The organism is Candidatus Manganitrophus noduliformans (assembly GCF_012184425.1).
Classification (GTDB): Bacteria; Nitrospirota; Nitrospiria; order SBBL01; family Manganitrophaceae; genus Manganitrophus; species Manganitrophus noduliformans.
This window is the reverse complement of record NZ_VTOW01000003.1, coordinates 60,435-78,853: the sequence shown is the minus strand read 5'-3', so window position 1 is coordinate 78,853 and position 18,419 is coordinate 60,435. Positions and strand designations below refer to the sequence as shown.

Annotated in this window: 19 protein-coding genes; 4 read left to right on the top strand and 15 right to left on the bottom strand. The window is 57.3% G+C overall.

All coding sequences use genetic code 11. The annotated features are described in order from the left end of the window. Positions 1-6 precede the first annotated feature (6 nt). The 8 genes from MNODULE_RS14985 to MNODULE_RS14950 all read right to left on the bottom strand — a co-directional run bounded on the left by MNODULE_RS14985 (position 7) and on the right by MNODULE_RS14950 (position 7,979). Positions 7-414 carry a DUF1924 domain-containing protein gene (locus MNODULE_RS14985; RefSeq protein ID WP_202882225.1) on the bottom strand — a complete coding sequence of 136 codons (408 nt, stop codon included), beginning with the start codon at positions 412-414 and terminating at the stop codon, positions 7-9. Further along, positions 411-1,067 (bottom strand): cytochrome b/b6 domain-containing protein, encoded by a 657-nt coding sequence (locus MNODULE_RS14980; protein WP_168061319.1) that lies wholly within the window; start codon positions 1,065-1,067, stop codon positions 411-413. Before MNODULE_RS14980 ends, MNODULE_RS14985 begins: the two co-directional genes overlap by 4 nt. A 198-nt stretch (positions 1,068-1,265) precedes the next feature. After that, the gene (locus MNODULE_RS14975; protein WP_168061317.1) at positions 1,266-2,498 is read right to left on the bottom strand and encodes an ATP-binding response regulator; all 1,233 of its coding nucleotides are present in this window, start codon (positions 2,496-2,498) and stop codon (positions 1,266-1,268) included. Then, positions 2,495-3,577 carry a sensor histidine kinase gene (locus MNODULE_RS14970; RefSeq protein ID WP_168061315.1) on the bottom strand — a complete coding sequence of 361 codons (1,083 nt, stop codon included), beginning with the start codon at positions 3,575-3,577 and terminating at the stop codon, positions 2,495-2,497. The genes MNODULE_RS14975 and MNODULE_RS14970 overlap by 4 nt, the downstream gene beginning before the upstream one ends. 33 nt (positions 3,578-3,610) lie before the next feature. Continuing rightward, complete coding sequence (locus MNODULE_RS14965; RefSeq protein ID WP_168061313.1) at positions 3,611-5,164, bottom strand: ATPase domain-containing protein; 1,554 nt, start codon at positions 5,162-5,164, stop codon at positions 3,611-3,613. Positions 5,165-5,318: 154 nt separating this feature from the next. Beyond that, on the bottom strand, positions 5,319-6,656 hold the full coding sequence (locus MNODULE_RS14960) for a glycerate kinase type-2 family protein (protein WP_168061312.1): 1,338 nt from the start codon (positions 6,654-6,656) through the stop codon (positions 5,319-5,321). A gap of 11 nt (positions 6,657-6,667) precedes the next feature. Beyond that, complete coding sequence (fsa, locus tag MNODULE_RS14955; RefSeq protein WP_168061310.1) at positions 6,668-7,312, bottom strand: fructose-6-phosphate aldolase; 645 nt, start codon at positions 7,310-7,312, stop codon at positions 6,668-6,670. A 10-nt stretch (positions 7,313-7,322) separates the two neighbouring features. Then, the gene (locus tag MNODULE_RS14950) at positions 7,323-7,979 is read right to left on the bottom strand and encodes a tetratricopeptide repeat protein (protein ID WP_168061308.1); all 657 of its coding nucleotides are present in this window, start codon (positions 7,977-7,979) and stop codon (positions 7,323-7,325) included. 268 nt (positions 7,980-8,247) lie between these two features. Between MNODULE_RS14950 and MNODULE_RS14945 the strand changes: the two genes are divergently transcribed. The 3 genes from MNODULE_RS14945 to MNODULE_RS14935 are packed head-to-tail and all read left to right on the top strand — an operon-like array spanning position 8,248 to position 10,625. Then, positions 8,248-8,412: an FmdB family zinc ribbon protein gene (locus MNODULE_RS14945; protein WP_168061306.1), complete on the top strand. Its 165-nt coding sequence runs from the start codon at positions 8,248-8,250 to the stop codon at positions 8,410-8,412. Between the two features lie 17 nt (positions 8,413-8,429). After that, complete coding sequence (locus MNODULE_RS14940) at positions 8,430-9,710, top strand: baeRF10 domain-containing protein (RefSeq protein WP_168061304.1); 1,281 nt, start codon at positions 8,430-8,432, stop codon at positions 9,708-9,710. Between the two features lie 24 nt (positions 9,711-9,734). Further along, positions 9,735-10,625, top strand: coding sequence for a DUF362 domain-containing protein (locus tag MNODULE_RS14935; RefSeq protein ID WP_168061302.1), 891 nt, complete (start codon positions 9,735-9,737; stop codon positions 10,623-10,625). A gap of 12 nt (positions 10,626-10,637) precedes the next feature. Here MNODULE_RS14935 and MNODULE_RS14930 read toward each other — a convergent pair whose 3' ends face one another. From MNODULE_RS14930 to MNODULE_RS14905, 6 genes are all read right to left on the bottom strand, one after another. Beyond that, the gene (locus MNODULE_RS14930) at positions 10,638-10,844 is read right to left on the bottom strand and encodes an SPW repeat protein (RefSeq protein ID WP_320412493.1); all 207 of its coding nucleotides are present in this window, start codon (positions 10,842-10,844) and stop codon (positions 10,638-10,640) included. A 29-nt stretch (positions 10,845-10,873) separates the two neighbouring features. Next, entirely contained in the window at positions 10,874-11,083 is a 210-nt protein-coding gene (locus MNODULE_RS14925; RefSeq protein ID WP_168061298.1) for a hypothetical protein, read from the bottom strand. Continuing rightward, positions 11,061-11,237 carry a cbb3-type cytochrome oxidase assembly protein gene (locus tag MNODULE_RS14920; RefSeq protein WP_168061296.1) on the bottom strand — a complete coding sequence of 59 codons (177 nt, stop codon included), beginning with the start codon at positions 11,235-11,237 and terminating at the stop codon, positions 11,061-11,063. Before MNODULE_RS14920 ends, MNODULE_RS14925 begins: the two co-directional genes overlap by 23 nt. 21 nt (positions 11,238-11,258) lie before the next feature. Then, the gene (locus MNODULE_RS14915; RefSeq protein WP_168061294.1) at positions 11,259-14,021 is read right to left on the bottom strand and encodes a cbb3-type cytochrome c oxidase subunit I; all 2,763 of its coding nucleotides are present in this window, start codon (positions 14,019-14,021) and stop codon (positions 11,259-11,261) included. Positions 14,022-14,372: 351 nt separating this feature from the next. Beyond that, a complete protein-coding gene (locus tag MNODULE_RS25100; protein ID WP_168061292.1) occupies positions 14,373-14,771 on the bottom strand; it encodes a type IV pilin protein in 399 nt (132 codons plus the stop codon). Positions 14,772-15,119: 348 nt separating this feature from the next. Further along, a complete protein-coding gene (locus MNODULE_RS14905) occupies positions 15,120-16,370 on the bottom strand; it encodes a TIGR02710 family CRISPR-associated CARF protein (protein WP_168061290.1) in 1,251 nt (416 codons plus the stop codon). A 98-nt stretch (positions 16,371-16,468) separates the two neighbouring features. Here MNODULE_RS14905 and MNODULE_RS14900 point away from each other — a divergent pair, with 98 nt between their 5' ends. After that, positions 16,469-17,434: a hypothetical protein gene (locus tag MNODULE_RS14900; RefSeq protein WP_168061289.1), complete on the top strand. Its 966-nt coding sequence runs from the start codon at positions 16,469-16,471 to the stop codon at positions 17,432-17,434. A 22-nt stretch (positions 17,435-17,456) separates the two neighbouring features. On the opposite strand, the gene MNODULE_RS14895 is transcribed toward MNODULE_RS14900, so the two are convergent. Continuing rightward, a complete protein-coding gene (locus tag MNODULE_RS14895; protein ID WP_168061287.1) occupies positions 17,457-18,365 on the bottom strand; it encodes an NAD-dependent epimerase/dehydratase family protein in 909 nt (302 codons plus the stop codon). Positions 18,366-18,419 lie beyond the last annotated feature (54 nt).

Genomic DNA, 18,419 nt, shown 5'->3' with positions numbered 1-18,419 from the left:
TTCGCGTTACTGATGTTGGATAAATGTCAGAAACATCCCCTTTTCTTTGGGAGTGCACTCCCGCCCCAGCGTCCATTGGCAATTACGCTTGAACCACTTCTCGACAAATTTCGGGTCGGTCAGCCGCTTGGCGTTGACCGACGGGGCCATCGGGTCGATCGGCTTTCCGGTTTGGAGATGCTTTCCGACGCGACGCAGATCGCTCCCGTGGCAGCCGGCGCAACTTCGCTCCTCCCCCGTTTTCGCATCGGGGATTAAGCGGTTCCATGCCGCCTTCCCCTCCTCCGCGCTGAAAGCGCCGCCGACCTGCGTCTGATATTGTCCCAACAGATCATCAACCACAGCGGCGTTCGCAAAGGATGCACCCGATACAAAAACCATCATCACAGCACTTATCTGCAAAAACCATTTCATCGCACACCTCCTTCGCATCCTTCCGCCCTTTCTCGAAGCGGTTCCGGCTCCATTCCGACAGGAGGGCGTTTCTCGTCCCCCGCGCGCTTTCTGCCGGTGAACATCGCCTTGATCAAATTTTCGTGGTGCGCCCAGCTTGAGAAGAGGACCCCCATCACATGGACTGATGCCAAAAAAAGAATCAGTCCGGCAATGAATTCATGCACCTCTTCCACCGCCTCGCTCCAGAATCCGCCCAATCCCGCCATCAAACCGGCCAGCGGACCTTGATACTCCTGCCCGCCGAGCAGCGCGAGGCCGGAGAGGGTCGTCGCCAGCAATCCGAGCAACAGCGCGACGACCATTGCCCCGCCGGCCGGTCCGTGGCCGATGTATCGCTTGGCCTTCAACGTCACCAGATCCTTCAGGTATCCGAAGACCACCTTGGGACGAAAAACAAAATCTGAAAACCGCGCATGCGGCGTCCCGATGAACCCCCAGACGATCCGGAAGAAAATGAACCCTAAGATCAAGAGCCCCGCCAACACATGCAGATCCAGGAGATGATCTTGGGTGAAATAAGCGACGGCGACCAGCGAGACCAAGGCCCAGTGGAAGAAACGAACGAACGGATCCCAGACTTTCACCTTCTTTGCCTCTTCATGTTCATCCATGCGCGCACCCCTTTCGTGGTTGGTTGAGAGGAGGATAGCAGATCAACCTGAATTGAAGCTGAACAGAAAGAGAAGGATCGATTGATCAAAAAAGAGGAGACAACGACTCTGGAGGTTTTTTGGTGGAGACGGAGGATCGGCGCTTTGCTTCGCGCCGGAATTGGGATCAAAAATTCATCTGGTTATCAAGTCTACCGATCAACGGTAGGGCAAGGAGATAGTAAAGGTCGTGCCCGCTCCGACGGTGCTTTCAACGCCGACGCTCCCTTTTAATAAGGAAACAATTTCTTTCACGATGGCCAGGCCGAGTCCCACCCCCCCGAATTCCCGGGTCGTCTTTCTGTCCACCTGATGAAACGCATTAAAGATCGTCGGGACCTCTTCCGCGGGAATCCCGATTCCGGTATCCTTCACGACGATTTCGATCCCCTCGTTTTGCGCCCTGCTCCGCGCCGAAACGGTCACGCCGCCCGTCTGTGTAAATTTCAAGGCGTTTGAGAGCAAATTCATGAGGATCTGTCTGATTTTGTAAGGATCGGATTCGACCATTGGAAGCGCCTCGATATTCCAATGAATAGAAAGCGACTTCTTCTCGAAGAGCGGCTGCATCACCACACAGACGTCCTCCACCAACTTCCGGAGATCGACCTCTTCAATATCGACGACCATCTTTTTTGATTCGATCTGCGTAAGGTCCAGCAAATTACTCACCAGCTTCGATTGATCCTTGACATTTCGTAAGATCCCCTCCAACGGCTTCCGTTGTTCTTCGTGAAGGGGGCCGTACGTGCCATCCATCAAAAGTTGGGCGTAGCCGAGAATGGCGTTCAGCGGCGTTTTCAGCTCATGCGAGACCGAAGAGAGGAAATAGGACTTTGTTCGATTCGCCTCCTCGGCCTCGATCGTTTTCTGCTTCAGCTCCGCTTCGGTCCTGATCCGCTCGGCAACCTCGTGTTGGAGCTCCGTATTGGCCTCAAGCAATTCAGCGGTCCGCTCCGCAACCCTTCTTTCAAGTTGAGCGTGGGCCTCGCGCAGGGCTTTCTGTGCCGCTTCATATTCTTTGCGCAGCTTTTCTTTTTCAAGCGTTTCTTTTACCGTCAGCAAGAGCTGAAAGAGATACTTCTTCAAGACGTAATCGCTTAGGCCGGCTTTCATTCCCTTCACGGCGATCTCCTCATTTCCGGTATCGGTGACCATAATGACCGGGAGGTGCGGGTGATGCGCCTTGAATTGCGAGAGGACCCACAGACCGTCGGTCCAGTTGAGTCGATAGTCGGTAAAGATCATGTCGAAACCTCCCACGGCCAGGGCCGCGTCAAAATCGCGTCTCCGGAAAACCTCGGAATAGGCCGCATCCGGATAATCTTTCTTTAACTCCTGAATAATCAGCTCCCGGTCGTCCGGATTATCATCAACGATGAGAAACTTCAAATTTTCATCCCGCCTTCCATGTTGTTCGGCTTTTCCTCGACATCCAGTTCGATCCAAAACAGGCTTCCCTCATCTGGAGAAGATTCGACCCCGACCCGGCCCCCCATCATTTCGACCACCTTCCGGACGGTCGAAAGCCCCAACCCGATTCCCGGATATTCCTCGACGCCGTGGAGGCGGACAAAGGGTGAAAAAATACGGCGTTGGTGTTCGGACGAAATGCCGATTCCGTTGTCTTGAATTTGAATGCGCCGGCTTTGCGGTCCGCTCGTCGCCGAGAGAACGACCCGGGGTCGCGTTCCGGGCGCGACATACTTGATCGCATTGGAGAGAAGATCGGTCAGAGCCATTCTGAGCAGGGTCGGGTCGGCCTTGAGCGCGGGGAGATCCCCCTCGATGACGACCTGCGCGTCTGCCGCTTCAATTTCTTCTTGCAGATCTCTCAGAGAGGATGCGACGGCGGAATCGAGCCGGACCGTTCGCAGCGTGATCTCTTTTTGCTCCAGGCGGGAAAAGTGGAGCAAAGCGTCGATCATGTCCCACGCCTGTTCCGCAACCGACTGGATCCGATCGAGTTGGTGCTTCCCCCGCTCATCGAGTTTCTCCTTCTGCTCCTGAGCCAATAATTTCGCAAAGCTGCCGACGGCCCGGACCGGCGCCCGCAGATCGTGCATCAGCGCTTGAGCGTACGCTTCCAGGTCGTCGTTGCGAAATTTCAGCTCCGATGAAAACCGGCGGGCGCGCAACAGCACTTCGATCCGGACCAGCAGCTCCATCTTGTCGATCGGGTTGACGATCAGCTCGTCCACACTTTCCCAAAGATGCTGTTTGAAGAGCGCTACATCCGGTCGAGAAACAGTCAGGAGCATCGGAAGAAAGCGGGGATGCTCGGCCTTTTTTCTGGCGTGGATCTCTTTCGATAAACGGCTGAGGGCGGGGCCGTCCACGATCCCCAAATCAAACGGCTGCCGGAGGTCCTCTGCAGCGCCGGCCAGCGCGGCCTGATACCGCTTCTGTAGCCACTCTGCCAGCAGCCGGCGGTTCTCATCATGATCGATCAGAAGCAAAATGCGGTTCATGAAGGCTCGTTCAAAACATTGGACCTGACGGCGCTACCGCTCCCGGTGTCCCCTCGGATCTTTTGGATCGGACCGGGGCGCCGCTTTGGTCGGGCGAGTCGAAGAGGGACGACCGGTTTCCCTTCTATCCTCCCTTTTCTTGGGGCTGCTGATCCATTCAGGAATACCCCTCAGAATACCCCGCAACTCGACCATCGGCGCCCCGATTTTGATCCCCTCCTTGGTAATCTCCATCTCTCGGAGGGTCTTCTCGAAGTCGGTCAGACGCTTCTTCAACACCCCGATCGCCTTTCGCAGCTCCCCGTTTAATTCCAGATAGCGGAGAAAGACCACATTATCGGCCAGATAGCTCAGTCCCTTTTCGGTCGCGCGAAAGTCACCGGTAATCTCCTCGGTCTCATTCATCAGAATGATCGTGACCCCCATGTTTTTTAAATATCTGCAGAGGGCATGCAGATGGCTGATTAAATCTTCTCCCCGGACGGAAAGCCGATAGCCGGAAACCCCATCGATCATCACGATTCGGGTATTTTTTTCCTCAATCTCTTTCCGAACCAGGTTTGCAAACTCATCCGGAGCAAACTGAAGGGGCTCGACCTGAACCACCGAGAGGGTCCCCCGATCGAGCATTTTTTTAATCGGGACACCAATCGACTCCGACCGGTGCAGGAGCGTCTCCGCAGCCTCCTCAAAAAGGTAGATGACCGAGCGCTCGCCCCTGGCCGCCGCTTCCTTCATGAACTGAACGCCGAGGGTCGTTTTTCCGACACCGCTGGGACCGGTTACCATGGTAATGGTGCCACGCTCCAGACCGCCGTGCAGAAGATCGTCCAGGTGGGAGACCCCCGAAGAGATCGACTCGGCGATGAACTCCCTCTGGTGCGCTTCCGGAATGAGGCGGGGCGAAACGACGATCCCCGAATCGGTCAGCCGGAGGGTGTGGCAGCCGCCTCGGAAGCCGGAGCCTCGGAACTTGGTCACGCAAAGACTCCGTTGCCGGTCCGACATTTCGAGGTGGATCGCCCCATCACACATAAATTCCAAATCATCATCCGGAACCGAGGCGGTTCCCTCGGAGGTGAAGAGAACGGTGATCTTTCGAGAGGTGAGAAACTGAAGAAAGGAGAGGACCTGTTTTCGGAACTGGAAGGAGTCGGGGGAGAGATACCGGAACTGCGTGATCGCGTCGATCAGAACGCGTTGTGGTTTGATCTGTTCGATTTTTTCAATAATCTTTTGGGTGGTCGGCGCTCTTTCCACATCGGCGGGGGAAAAGATGTCGTACGTTTTTACTTCGGAGAAAAATTCAGGGGAGGGACTCAGATCGAGAAAAGAAATGCCGGATAGATCCAACCCCAAGGTCAATGCATTTTTACGGATCTGCCCCTCCGCTTCCCCCAGGGTAATCAACAGCACCTTTTCCCCTTTTGTCGCGCCGTCTGTGAGAAAATGAAGACCGAGGATGGTTTTTCCCATTCCTGGCTTTCCGCGCACCATATAGGTCCTGGCGGGGATCAGCCCTCCCTGGAGAATTTCATCCAGGCCGACAATGCCGGTCGACAAACGGACGGATGGTTGCTGGGTCATCGAGTTCTCCCTTTGTATGAGATTTTCGACATTCAACTATCCTAATACAATCCCCTCAAAACAATCAACTTATGACACGAAGGTTGAGCTTGGGCATACCCGGTCGGTGTGCTCCATACCCACCCTATCCTTCATTGGGAAAAGTTGAATCAATCTAATTCTCCTCCGCGGAAGCGCTCGGGATGAACAAAAGATAAAGATCGTTCAGGTGGGTTCGCGTCGGACCGGTTCGGATCAGATCCCCGAGCGCATCAAAGAAGGGATACGCGTCGTTCTCAGCCAGCGCCATCCGAGGATCCATCCCCTTCCGTGTCGCCCGCTGCACCGTCTCCCCGGTGGCGACCGCCCCCGCCGCGTCGGTGGGACCGTCGGTCCCGTCCGTCGAGAGCGCCGCAGCCGTGATCCCTCGCGTTCCGGCCAGCGAAAGAGCGGCGGAAAGCGCAAACTCCTGACACCGCCCTCCCTTCCCCTTGCCTCGGACGGTCACGGTCGTTTCACCGCCGGCAATGAAGCAAACCGGTTTTCCCTTTCGACGAAATTGGATCTCCTTGGCCAGCGCAACAAGGACCTTGGCGACTTCGCGTGACTCCCCTTCAAGGACACTTGTGAGAATGTGAGGATGAAATCCCATCCGCCTCAATTGCCGGGCCGCTTCGTTCACCGCCGTTTCGCCGTTTCCGATCAGAATGTTTTCAATGTGACGGCCGAGCCGCTTCGGCGTTTCGGGCCGCTCCCCCCGCGCTCCTTCTTCCAAGACGAGGCGGACGGAGGGATCGATCTCATCCCAAAGGCGATATCGTTTCAAAATCTCGATCGCATCGTTGAAAGTGGTCGGATCGGGCACGGTCGGGCCGGAAGCGATGACATCGAGCCGGTCACCGACCACGTCGGAGAGGATAAAGTTCACCATCCGGGCCGGACCGACCGCTTTGGCAAGTTGTCCCCCTTTGATTTGAGAGAGATGCTTCCGAACGGCGTTGATCTCGCCGATCACCGCGCCGGAACGCAAGAGAAGATCGGTCACCTGCTGTTTGGATTGGAGAGAAATCCCGGAAACCGGCAACGGGAGGAGGGCCGATCCCCCGCCCGACCAGAGGCCGATGACGAGATCCCCCCGGTTTGCACGGCGGGCGAGAGCAAGGATCTCTTTCGCTCCTGCTGTTCCCGCCTCGTCTGGAATCGGATGGCCGGCTTCGATGATCCGAATTTTCCGGCATGGGAGGCCGTATCCATCTTTGGTGACGATCACCCCGTCGGTGATCGCATCCCCCAGGAGCCGTTCCAAGGCTTCGGCCATGCGGGCCGATCCCTTCCCGGCTCCGATCAGATAGACCGAACGGTTCGGTTCGACAAGGTAGGACCGGCCGTCCCATTCTATTTTCTTATTTCGAAAGCGGATTTTCTTTTGAAGAAGCGCCCCCGGATCGAGCGCATCGAGGAGAAGGGGAATGAGCTGTTGGAGGTCTTTCTTTCCCGCAGGAGGAGGGTTCATGGGATTAGAACCTACCCCTTCGTCTTCTCCCAATCGGCGAGGAATTTGGCCAGCCCGATGTCGGTGAGCGGGTGTTTGAGAAGCTGTTGAATAACGGCGAAGGGCATGGTGGCGACGTGGGCCCCGATCTGTGCCGCCTCGATCACATGGATCGGATTTCGAATGCTGGCGACCAGGACCTCGGTCTTAAAAGTGTAATTCGAAAAAATGGTGACGATCTGGTCGATCAGATCCATACCGACCTGGCCGACATCATCGAGCCGGCCGATAAAAGGGCTGACATAGGTGGCGCCGGCCTTCGCGGCAAGGAGCGCCTGGGCCGGAGAAAAGATGAGGGTGACATTGACCCGAATCCCATCTTTCGCAAAACGCCGGGTTGCTTTTAAACCGTTCGCCGTCATCGGCACCTTCACCACGACATTTTTGTGAATGCCGGCGAGGGAGCGCCCCTCCTCCACCATCCCCTCTTCGTCGGTCGCAACCACCTCCGCGGAGATCGGTCCATCGACGATTTGGCAGATCTCTTCGATCAGCTTCCTGAAATCCTTCTTCTCTTTTGCGACCAGGGAAGGATTCGTGGTGATGCCGTCAATCAATCCCAGCGCAACAGACTCTTTAATCTCGGAAATGTTGGCGGAATCCAAAAAGAACTTCATTCGATGCTCCTTATTTCGGCTGAGTCGCGGAGGGGATCGGCTGACTGCCGGTTTGTTTTAACTCGCTGATCTTTTTTTTCAGCTCTTCCGAGAGGGGATCGTTCGGCTTGAGCTGGACCAGCTTTTCCCAGGCTGCCGTCGCTTTCTCGGCGTCATTTTTATCGTTCAGCAGGATGATTCCGGAATTGTAAAGCGCGATTTCATGTTTCGGATCGGCCTTCAACACCTTGTTCAACTCTTCCAATGCCTGATCGATTTCGCCGAGACTCCGGTAAGAGGACGCAAGATCGGTCCGAACGTGGGTGTTGTCGGGATCGACCTCAAGCGCTTTCTGATAGAACTCCTTCGCTTTTTCAAAGCGCTGGATGTCATAGTTCGCGTTTCCCATGAAGACGAGCGCTTCGATATCTTTCGGATCTTTCTCAAGGCGCGCTTTGTATTCGGCCAGCTTCTGCATGAACGGAACGGGAGCGCCCGATCCATGAGGCGACTCCTCGGAGGCAGAGGAGGACGCGGCCTCTCCGACAGAAGCGGAGGGGGAGGGGACCGAGGGAGGGGCGGGGGCGCCGGCCCCGACATTCTCGGCCATCCCCTCCTGTTTTTGGCAGCCGATGAGCGAGGAAAACGATAAGAGGAAAAGAACCATCCACTTTGTGAAATAAAACATGAAAAACCCTCTTAAAAGACGCCCCATATTAACCGATCACCCCTCCCCTGTCAACAAGATTGAAGTTCACGGATCACCATCCCGGACAAACGCGAGCCGGCCCCTTCCGGGGAGGCATTCACCCCATGCTGCGGTCGCGAAACGCGCATAACCTCATGCAGAACCGTAGGAAAATGCCGGGGGGAGGCATTGACACCCATCGCTCAAAGTTGCAAAAATAAATCGAACCCATTTGGCCTAATAGCCCGCTCAGAAGGAGGCATCGATCATGATCTATGAGTATCAATGTCGAAAGTGTCAGGAGGTCTTTGACGCCCAGATGTCGCTTGCCGAACACGATCAGGGTGATCCGGCCTGTCCCCGTTGTCAAAGTCGGGACGTCGTCCAACGGATGACCGGATTTTTTGCCCAAACCACCCGAAAGGCCGCTTGATTTCGAAAGGAGTGATCATGATCTCATGGAAAGAAATAAAACAACTGCTCGAATATGGAAATGAAGACCACTGGGTCAGCACCCTCAGTCTGAACATCGACGGCCGCCGTTTTCCGAAACGGAAGGAATTCATGGTCGTCCTGAAGAACCTTTTGAAACAGACGCGGACCGACTTGGAATCGAAGACGCTCGCCCCGGAAGTGCGGCAATCGATCGAAGAAGATTTGAAAAAAATGGAAGGATACCTCGGCAATCGGTTCGAGCGGAATCATCACCGGGGGGTGTTGATTTACTCCTGCTCCCAAAAAGGTCTCTGGCTTCCCCTTGCCTTTCCGGTTCCTCTCCGATCGAAGCTGGTCGTCCTTCCGCACCCTTATACACTTCCCCTCACCGCGCTTCTCGATCAATATCCGAAATATGCAGTCGTCCTTGTCAGCCAGGAGCGGGCCCGCATTTTTGAAGTCTACCTGGGAGAAATCATCGAGCACTCTGAAATTTACGACGAGATCCCCGGGAAGGTGCACGATCCTTCCAGCAAGGAATACAAGTCGATGGAAGAGTACGGCCTCGCAGAGCGGCGGATTGAGCGGCGGGGGAGAAGATCGGAAACCGGAACCGGCGGATATTCGGAGAGCGCCATTTATGGATTGGCGGAGCGAAAAATCGAGCGCCATGTTGGAACGCATATACGACAACACCTCAAACGGATCGCCGACACGACCTTCGCCTTTTTCAAGGATCACCGCTTCGATTGGTTGATCGTCGGCGGCCAGGAGGAAAACCGCTCCGGGTTCGAGGAGACGCTCCATCACGATTTAAAGGAGCGGATCATCGGCCGGATCAAATCCGACCCGAAGCTCTCCCTTCCCGAAGTTTATGAGGAAACGCTGAAACTGATTCAAGAGGTCGAATGGAGTCAGAAGGATCAACTGGTCAAGCAGATCGCCGAGGCGAACCAGCCGTATGGGCTGGGGGTCTTCGGCGTGATGCCGACCCTTCACGCATTGGGGCAAGGAGCGGTCCAGACACTGGTCGTGCAGGATAACGTCGAGTTGCCCGGCGCGCGCTGTCCCTCTTGCGGGCATCTGAATATGGGCGATTCGGCTTGTCCCGAATGCGGAAGCCCGACCGATCCGGTAGCCGATCTGGTGGAGGAAACGATCGAGCAGGCGATCTCGCAGAGCGCTCAGATCGTTTATGTTCCCCGCCATCCGATTCTCGAACAATCGGGAGGGATGGGAGCCCTTCTTCGATATCAGCCGGCAAAGAACACCAATCTCGCCAAGGGAGCCGCCTGAGCGGATGATTATGGAGGAAGACCGATGGCGACCGTCGCACTGACGCAGCATTCGAAGATCCGGCAGGCCGTTGAAGAGGCGCTGGGCTTCCTGCCGGTGGAGGAGCTTTTCAAGAACAAGATCGTCGCGATCCATCCCAACGACACGACGGCGACGGAGGAGGACCAATCGGGAGTGACGCAGGCCGACACCCTTGAAGCGGTCATCCAGTTCGTGAAGCGGTTTCAGCCGAGGGAGTTGATCGTCTCCGGCGGGGCCGGGGCCTCCGAGACCGACGAGGTCTTCCGGATCACCGGAATGGACCGGGTGATCGAGAAAGAACGGGTCCAATACGTCGATCACAACAAGCCCCCCTTCGCGACCGTTCCCCTCGACTACGGACCGATGCGGGAGGTCGTCGTCCACGAGGGGGTGCTCCGCTACGAAACGGTCGTTTCGCTCAGCCAGTTGAAGGTCCACTCCCAATCGGTGATCGTCGGCGCCATCAAAAACATCGCGATGAGCTGGCCCGCCGCCGACTACTACGGCCATCCGAGAATGGCCGATCAGTACGGCCGGAGCGGGATGGTCGAGGACAAGAACGGATTTATCGTCGGGATGCTGAAGCGCTTCCCCCCGCACCTGGGGATTGTGACGGGACACCCGGCGATGATCGCGACCGGCCCGACCGGCGGGATCGCCGTCGAGACCGGATTGGTCGTCGCCGGACGCGACCCGGTTTCCGTCGATACGGTTTGCGCCTCGCTCCTCGGATTCTCGACGATGGGGGTCGAATACCTCCGCCAGGCAACGAAGCTCGGGCTGGGGGATGGAGATCTCTCCCGGATCGAAATCAAGGGAGTCCGCCTCGATGAAGCGATGCGAATCTTTAATGAACGGGCCTACGGCGTGCGCAAAGCGCTCAAGTCGGCTTGAAGAAGCGCTGCGCTACGCGCGCTTTCGCCGCTCCACCTGCGAGAGAGGCGTCTCGCGATTCTGCCGCGGCACCGAAAATCCGATCACGCCGGTGATGATGATCAGCATGACGCCGATCACCTCGCTGTTCCAAAACTCGGCCGTATCGTACCTGTAGCTGAAGAGAAACGGCGAGACGATCAACCAGGCCCCGACGATCAGATTGACATAAATGAGCACCTTCAAATCGATATCCTCTTCTATCGCCTCTACTCGCCGGACCAGTATCGGATGATATAGTAAATTGCCCAGACAACGAGAGAGACATAAACGACCTTCAACCAAAACGGAACAATACCGGCCCGCTCCACGATCCCCGAGGCGTACTCGTAATCTTGGTGGAGATGCGAATCCTTTTCCAGGCCGACCTTCTCCATCAGCCGGTGACGATCTTCTTCATGCTCTTTTTTCGGTTCCATCGGCTCCCTCTTCGGATACCTCATTCTCGAGCATTCGCCGGGCGGTCTCTTCCGTTTCGCGGAACTGCCCGTCGCGGATGGCCCAAAGAAAAACAAACCAGGCGGCCAGCGAGACCAGCATCCCGACCAGATAATTGATCCAGGTGATTTCCATCTAACACCCCAACATAGCGGGTCAGCGCCGCGCCGTCTGCGCCGATGCTCCCACGCGTCGCTTCTCCAAAAATTCCTCTCGCGCCTGAAGATAAAGGGACCGGACAAAATAAACGACATCCCAGACCTGCTCCGGCGTCAGCCGCTTTGAGAAAGCCTCCATCGGCGTTCCGCCGACCCCGGTCATCACCACAGTGAAAAGGTGCCTGGCGTCGTGTCCCAGTTTGACCCCTCCCGGCGCCCCCGCCGGGAGGGTGAAGTTCGCCGGACGGACCGGATTTCCCCAGACGTCGCGCAGGATCGGGGCGAGCGGACCATCCCCCTTTCCTTGAGGTCCGTGGCAGCCGAGACAACCCGCCTCGGCATAAACCGCTCTTCCCCGATCGACCGATGCGGAATCGGCCGGCGGCTCAGGCGGAATCGTGATTGGAGGAGGGACGGCCTCGTTCTTCCATCGGTCGGAGAAGATCTTGATGTATTGAACGACCGACGCCCGCTCCAGCTCCGAAATCTCATGCCAAGCCGGCATGGCGGTTCCCCACAAGCCGTGCGTGACGGTCCGGTAGAGATCGGCATCGAGCGGCAGGGTATTCTCCCCCCCGCCGGTGGAGCGGAACTTGAAGATCCCGCGGGTGAAATCGCGCGGCTTCGGATCCAAGAACCGGGCCGACGGCCCGTTGCCGTCCCCTTTCTCTCCGTGGCAGCCGATGCAGCGGCGCGCGTAGACCCGTTTTCCGATTTCGAAGACCTCCCGCTTCGGATCAAGCGCGGTGCCGGCGTTGACACTGATCGGAAGAAATTCCTCCCGCCAGTCGCCGATCTGAGTCCCAAGCCTTTGGAGATAGGCGATGAGCGCCTTTCCCTCTTCGCTCATCTGCGGTATGCCGTTCGCATCGGCTGGGTTGAACAGCCACCGAAAGGAGGGCATGATCGAATCGGAAACCACGGCGCGCGGCTCCCAGTGATGGGCCACGTGCCAATCATCCCCGTATTTTCGCCCGACGCGGAATAAATCAGGTCCGATTCGACGGGTCCCAAAGAGATGGGGAATGTCATAGGTATACTCGCCCGCCTGAGAAACCGGACCCCAACGGTTGTCCTCTCCGGTCACGGGGCGGACATACTGTGAATGGCAATACCAGCACCCTTCCCGAATATAAACCTTCCTCCCGAGCTTTTCTTGCTCCGTATAATCGGTCGGCAAAATTTGTATCCCCTGCACCGTCCGGACGGGCAACTCATAGTTCGACTCCAATGCAATCGGCATCAGCCATTGGATGGCGATCGCCAGGAGGAAAAACGCCACCCCGGCGATCAGGATGATGGCGGAGGGCCGCTCGAGCGGTCCCGATGCATGCATCGGCGCCCGCGCCTCCGCCGTCGGACGGGGAGAAACCGGGGTCGTCTCGATCGGCGCCCCGTCGCGCGCGCTCCGCCAGAGATTGTAGAAAAAGAGCGCCATCCCGACGTCCATCGCCATACCGGAGAGGGTCCGCGCCTCCCACCACGGCTTCATTTCCACAACGCTGTCGGTGAAGTTGACGCCGTACTCCAACATGGCCCCTTGGATAAATCCCATCGCGGCCAGGATCACCCCCATCATCCCTCCGCCGAAGAGGACCAGCCAGAAATGCCAACTCGCCAACCGCCAGCTCCAGAGCTCGCGCCCCGTGACGCGCGGCCAGATGTAATAAAGCCCTCCCGTCACCCAAATCACGAATGTCCCGAAGACGGTCATGTGAGAGTGGGAGATGGTAAAGTCGTTGAAGTGGGTCAACTGCTGCATCCGCCGGAGCGCTTCGACCGAGCCTTGAAAACAGCCGACGAAGTAATTCACCGCTCCCAGGATCAGAAACTTCGCCGCATAGTCGTACGACCGCTTCCCCGCCAGGAGATGCCATTTCCCGAGCATCGTCCCGAAGAAGTTCGTCGTCACCGTCCAGACCGGAATGATGAGAAGAATCCCGTAGGCGATGGCGACCGTCTGCGTCCACTCCGCGATCGGGCTGTAGAGGTAGTGGTGGATCCCGAGAAAGGGATAGAGAAAGGCGATGCTCCAAAAACCGATCAGGGAGAGCTTGTGGGAGTAGAGGGGGTTTCTCACGCTGCTGGGGAGGAAAAAGTAGATCAATGCCAAACCGGCCGGGGTAATCCAGAGCCCGACGACATAGTGGAGGTAGAGGCCGTGGAGCGCGGCGCTGTTGACGCCGTTGATCCAGAAAGGAAGGATGAAATTTCCGAGGGGATAATTCATCGCCGTCCAGATCAGAGCGGCCATCGCATACCAGAGGGCAACATAGACCCTGCGTTCCCGCCGCCGAAAGACCGTCCCGTAGACCTGGAGGGTCGTCATCACCAAAACGATCATGATCAAGACGCCCACCCAGACGGGATATTCCCCCGCCTCGATCCCCTTGTTGAATCCGGCCATCAGGGTGAGGCTTCCCAATAGGATCGCGGCATTCCAGAGCCAGAAAGTAAGATAACCCCATTGCTCTTTGTAGAGCCGGACGCCGCAGATTCGGGGAACGAAGTAGTAGAGCAGCGCAATGAAGCCGGTCGAGAAGGCGCCGAAGATAACGCCGTTGACATGGACCGGACGGAGCCGTCCGAAAGAAAACCAGGAAATTTCGTTGAGGAAGTTCGGATGGTGGAACTTGATCGAGAGGATCACGCCGACGATCGGGTACAAGGTCAGCCACACCAGCGTCGCATAGGCCCAACGCTTCACCAGATCGTGATTGACCAACGTCTCTTCTTGATAGACTTCCCTTTCCTCCGGCATCTCCTGCGAATCGACCTCCCCGGCCCCAAAGGGGGAATGACATGGTTGCTTATTCCTTAAAGAGCAAAAACAAGACCGCATCGCCGGGCCTCCTCACCCGCCGATGCGGACGGTCTTTTTGGCATCGCCCGCGGCTTTCTTCAGCGAGACGTAAGGAGGCCCACATTAAAAAGAAAAGTGAGTTGCAGAAAAATCACACTTCGATTCAGTCCGGGGAGCGTTTCAAAAAAGGGTTGGCGTTTGATCAGGCAGGATCTTTCCGATCGGTCCCCTAAACGGAGGACGGCTTCTCTGAAAATGGCCTCCGGTCGGGGAATTCGGAAAATTCATTCGAAAATGATTTCAGGTTTCCTAAGATGAAAATGAGGTTGGGTCGACATCTGTGATCGTTTTGGTTTGATCGATTGTCCAGACATCTCCGATCACGCGGCCGGAAATTCCCTGTCCGGTTGCTAAGAACGTCGTTGCCGCAAGGTTAGAGAGGGTATACGAATACCGTGGGGATCCTGATGCCGTGAAATCGATGCCGGCAATCGATGCGCTTGTATAACCGGTATCGACCGCGCCGTAGTGGACCATCATCCCCGTAAAGATGGCGGCCAAACCGGTCCGGACCTCGGCCTGCTGTGCTTTGGCTTGATAATTTAGAAAATTAGGGATGGCAATCGCCGCCAAGATGCCGATAATGGCGACCACGATCATTAACTCAATCAATGTGAACCCTCTTTGGCCTTTGATTCGCCCGACCATGATTGCCTCCTGTTACTGAGGAAAACGATTCTTCTTTCCATCCTCCGATCTCTTCAGTAGCAGGTTATGTGCCATTCGCCGAGAAATTATTTTTCCCTTTAGCTTAAAGGACTTAGGTCCTGAGAACTCACAAACTGATTCCTTCTGTTCCATAGAATGTCCATGCCGGCGGGTCCGGATGACATTTTTTGTCATTCCATTAAGGGATGCTTAGAGTGCAGAAAAAGACAGGATGTCCATACGGATGGAGATCAGGCTGATGATGAGACACCGATGACTTCGCCGCTTTCGGAGGCCGGTATTCTTTACCCAAAGGATCCCCGAATCAGCCTCCTTCCGTCTTCGCATTTAAAATTCCATCTTTGGAAAGTGCAACATCTTTTCCGGGAGCGTCCCCGAAATCTTCAGGGCCAGCTCCCAGAGGTGCTGATAACGATCGGGCGGCATCGGCGTGAAGCCGTGCCCTAAAATCGACCGCTCTCTTGCCTCCAGCGGGATTTTGAATGTACTCCACTGTTGATCGAAGGCGATTCCGAGCGGATCACCGATCTCCTTCAGTAGCCGGTAATCCCCGAGCAGGTCCGGCTTGATCCGCCCATCGAGCGGGCTCGTATACTTTTGAATGAAATCGGTCTTCAAGGAAGCAGGAAGCGGATCAGGATCGATCCGGTCGAATTGAAATCCTCTCTCCGCTAACCGCGCCTGCGCCAAAACCTCCAGAGCGCGCAGAAGGCGGACGGTGGCCTCCTCATATTTCTTCTCGGTGTGGGCGCGGCGTTGGGCATTGGCGAGAAGATCGAGAAAGAGCTCCGGCTTGATCTCCTTGGTTCCCATCACCAGTTTTTCCAGGAAGGAGAGGTTCTCCTTTAATTTCGCGACGACATCTTTCAGACCGGGCGGCCCGCCGAAGAGGGCCGACATCTCGAGCCCCTTCTTCGCCGACTGAAGCCGGTTCCACCCCTCCCGATAATCGAAGGCGTCCCAGAAGGCATATCCCTCCGAAAAATCGGCCAAGCTTTTATAGAGCGGCTTGGATCCGCCGCTCACCCGCTTCTCGATCTTCCGAAAAAGATCGGCCGCCTCGCGATAGCGGGCCTGATTGAATACCGCCGCCGCGTCGCGACGCCCATTTGCAGCCAATTCGTCCCACGGGTTTCCCTGGTAGAGGACCCGCGCTTCCCCACGAACGGCCGTCTCGGTTCCCCCCTTCGCCTGCGCTTTGGAAACAACCGCGTGAAAGGAGGAGGCGGCATCCACCGCGCAAAGGGCCAAGGCCGCGGCCATCGTCTTGGTCCCGCCGGAGGTGTCGATCGTCAACTGGGAAGGCTCCACCCCCCAACGGGAAAGGAGTCCCGGAATTTCCCGGAGCAAGACGCGGCAACATTGCAAAAGATCTTCCGAATCGGGGGTCACGATCTGGTCCCATTGCCGGGGAGGCTGTTCAATCTGCGGGATGATTTCCCGGTCGATCTCCCCTTGCTCCGCTTCTGCGACGAAGAAGCAGAGGGCCTCGGGGCGAAGCCGGTTGATGGCGAAGATTGTCGAGGCGAGATCTCCCCCCACTGAAACCAGCAGCGCCTTCACCGATGACTGCGACATGGCATTCTCCGATCGGACATTGACAAGAGAATCTCACTTCGATTAAGTTCGATGGACTTCTGTTCTAAACGAACACTCGATGGACTCACACGGAGGGGATGATGGCCAATGCGATTGAACAGCTCAAAACGGGACTGACGGTCGGTTATGCCGGGCTCGGTTTTCGAAGCGGAACCACCGGAAGCGTCCGGCAGCAAGCCCACGACGGCGACACACTTCATCTCCGCCCGATCGGCAACCTCGGCGTCCGGTTCCTCGGGGTCGATGCCCCCGAAATCAGCTTCACTCTCCCTCGGAACCGGCGCTTCATCGGTCTCTCCAACCCGCTCTGGGAACAGTTCCTGAGTAACCCCTTTGATCCGAGCCTTCCTCCCTTTCGGCCCGCGTTGAGCCCCGGCCTTATCGCTTATCTGAAAGAACGGACCGGACCGGGTGCCGCGCTGAACCACCACCAGCATGCCTCCGCCGCGGAGGATGCGTTGGAGGAAGAGGTCTTCAAAGATATCTCAACCCTTCGCCAGACCGACGAGACTTTTCAGTTTCTTCTCTCCTTCGCCCACGAGGTGATGGACCGCTACGGCCGGCTCCTCGCCTTCGTCAACCGGTTTCAACCCTCGGCGACTAAGCCGAAGCGGCGTCCGACCACCTACAACGAGCGGCTTTTGAAGGCGGGATGGATCACCCCTTATTTCATCTGGCCGAATATCAATCCCTTCCGCCGCCAGGATTCGCCGATGAAAGCGGTCATCCCGCCGGGGAAAGCGCCGGAGATCGTGAAGAAAGAGAAAACCCTCTCCGACGCCCGAAAGTGGGTCCGAAGCGCGCGGAAGAAAAAGGTCGGCCCCTTCGACGCGCGGAATCCGCTCCGCCTCCTTCCGTTCGAGATCCGCTTTCTCTCGCAACGGCGTCCGCCCGATCGTTGGGTGATCGATCTGAGCAAGAAGAGCGACGCGCTGATCCAACCGCAAAACTATTACACGATCCCGAACTTTGAAGATCGGCTCTTCATTCCGGCGGAGTTCGTTCCCCTCTTTGTAGAAGCGGGTTGGAAGCGGCAGGTCTAATTTAAATCTTGTCCTTTTCTCCCTACCCTCCCGTCTTGAACGCCCGATACAGCGCGTCGGCCTCGCCGACGAGCGAGCGGTGGCGCGGCTCCCATCCGAGCAGACGCTCGGCCAAAGGTCCGATGACCACCTGATCCAACGCCAGCGCGTCCGCAAAAGGTCCCATCTGCTTTCTGGCTTCTTCCAGAGGGGTGGTGTTGACGTTGCCGTAGCAGCCGGCCGCCGCGCTGAGCGCCTCGGCGACGGCGCGCAGCGTCAATCGGGAGCCGTCCGCCGCGTTGAAAATTTGTCCCGCCGGCGCCCGCTCCACGCAACGGACGTAGAGGTCAGCCAAATCGTCCCGATGAACGAGCGGCCAATGGTTTCGGCCCTCTCCGACGATCCGGATCGCTTTCTCCTTTTCAGCCGACGCCATCAGCATTGCCAGGATCCCGCCGGCGCCGCCGTAAACAAGGGCGGGTCGAATCACGCAAGGAGTAATCCCCCGGCCGCCCGATTCCAGGACCGTCTGCTCCACCGGCGGGCGCCAAGCGACGATCGCGGCGGCCTTGTCGGCCGAGGCGGTTTCATCGACGACCCGGCCGCCGGTGTCGCCCAAGACCCAGATCCCGCTGGTATAGATGAACCGGCGCAGTCCCTTCGATTGCGAGAGGGCGTCGAGCGCGGCCGCGACCCACTGCGGGTCGATCTTCCCCATGTCTCCGGACATTTCCGCCGCCGCGTGAACAACGGCATCGACCTCGGCGACCAATGGGACCAAAGGGCCCGGCTTTTTAATATCCCCCTCTACCGCTTTCGCTCCGAAGCGCTCCACCAGGCCCGCCTTCTCCGGCGTGTGAACCAGCGCCGTCACCGCGTGTCCCGCGCGGCAGAGCGCCGCCACCACCGCATTTCCGATATACCCCGATCCACCCGTGACAAAGACTCTCATGAAAACCTCCCTCTGCAACCGTTGGCCCCACTTACAGGAGCAACCAGAACTCGC

Excerpts from the sequence above, each read along its gene's own strand:
- MNODULE_RS14970 (WP_168061315.1), bottom strand. The coding sequence starts at position 3,577 with ATGAACCGCATTTTGCTTCTGATCGATCATGATGAGAACCGCCGGCTG.
- MNODULE_RS14935 (WP_168061302.1), top strand. The coding sequence starts at position 9,735 with ATGGCGACCGTCGCACTGACGCAGCATTCGAAGATCCGGCAGGCCGTT.
- MNODULE_RS14960 (WP_168061312.1), bottom strand. The coding sequence starts at position 6,656 with ATGAACCCTCCTCCTGCGGGAAAGAAAGACCTCCAACAGCTCATTCCC.
- MNODULE_RS14920 (WP_168061296.1), bottom strand. The coding sequence starts at position 11,237 with ATGGAAATCACCTGGATCAATTATCTGGTCGGGATGCTGGTCTCGCTG.
- MNODULE_RS14925 (WP_168061298.1), bottom strand. The coding sequence starts at position 11,083 with ATGGAACCGAAAAAAGAGCATGAAGAAGATCGTCACCGGCTGATGGAG.
- MNODULE_RS25100 (WP_168061292.1), bottom strand. The coding sequence starts at position 14,771 with ATGGTCGGGCGAATCAAAGGCCAAAGAGGGTTCACATTGATTGAGTTA.
- fsa (WP_168061310.1), bottom strand. The coding sequence starts at position 7,312 with ATGAAGTTCTTTTTGGATTCCGCCAACATTTCCGAGATTAAAGAGTCT.
- MNODULE_RS14965 (WP_168061313.1), bottom strand. The coding sequence starts at position 5,164 with ATGACCCAGCAACCATCCGTCCGTTTGTCGACCGGCATTGTCGGCCTG.
- MNODULE_RS14915 (WP_168061294.1), bottom strand. The coding sequence starts at position 14,021 with ATGCCGGAGGAAAGGGAAGTCTATCAAGAAGAGACGTTGGTCAATCAC.
- MNODULE_RS14980 (WP_168061319.1), bottom strand. The coding sequence starts at position 1,067 with ATGGATGAACATGAAGAGGCAAAGAAGGTGAAAGTCTGGGATCCGTTC.
- MNODULE_RS14895 (WP_168061287.1), bottom strand. The coding sequence starts at position 18,365 with ATGAGAGTCTTTGTCACGGGTGGATCGGGGTATATCGGAAATGCGGTG.
- MNODULE_RS14945 (WP_168061306.1), top strand. The coding sequence starts at position 8,248 with ATGATCTATGAGTATCAATGTCGAAAGTGTCAGGAGGTCTTTGACGCC.
- MNODULE_RS14940 (WP_168061304.1), top strand. The coding sequence starts at position 8,430 with ATGATCTCATGGAAAGAAATAAAACAACTGCTCGAATATGGAAATGAA.
- MNODULE_RS14950 (WP_168061308.1), bottom strand. The coding sequence starts at position 7,979 with ATGTTTTATTTCACAAAGTGGATGGTTCTTTTCCTCTTATCGTTTTCC.
- MNODULE_RS14905 (WP_168061290.1), bottom strand. The coding sequence starts at position 16,370 with ATGTCGCAGTCATCGGTGAAGGCGCTGCTGGTTTCAGTGGGGGGAGAT.
- MNODULE_RS14985 (WP_202882225.1), bottom strand. The coding sequence starts at position 414 with ATGAAATGGTTTTTGCAGATAAGTGCTGTGATGATGGTTTTTGTATCG.
- MNODULE_RS14900 (WP_168061289.1), top strand. The coding sequence starts at position 16,469 with ATGATGGCCAATGCGATTGAACAGCTCAAAACGGGACTGACGGTCGGT.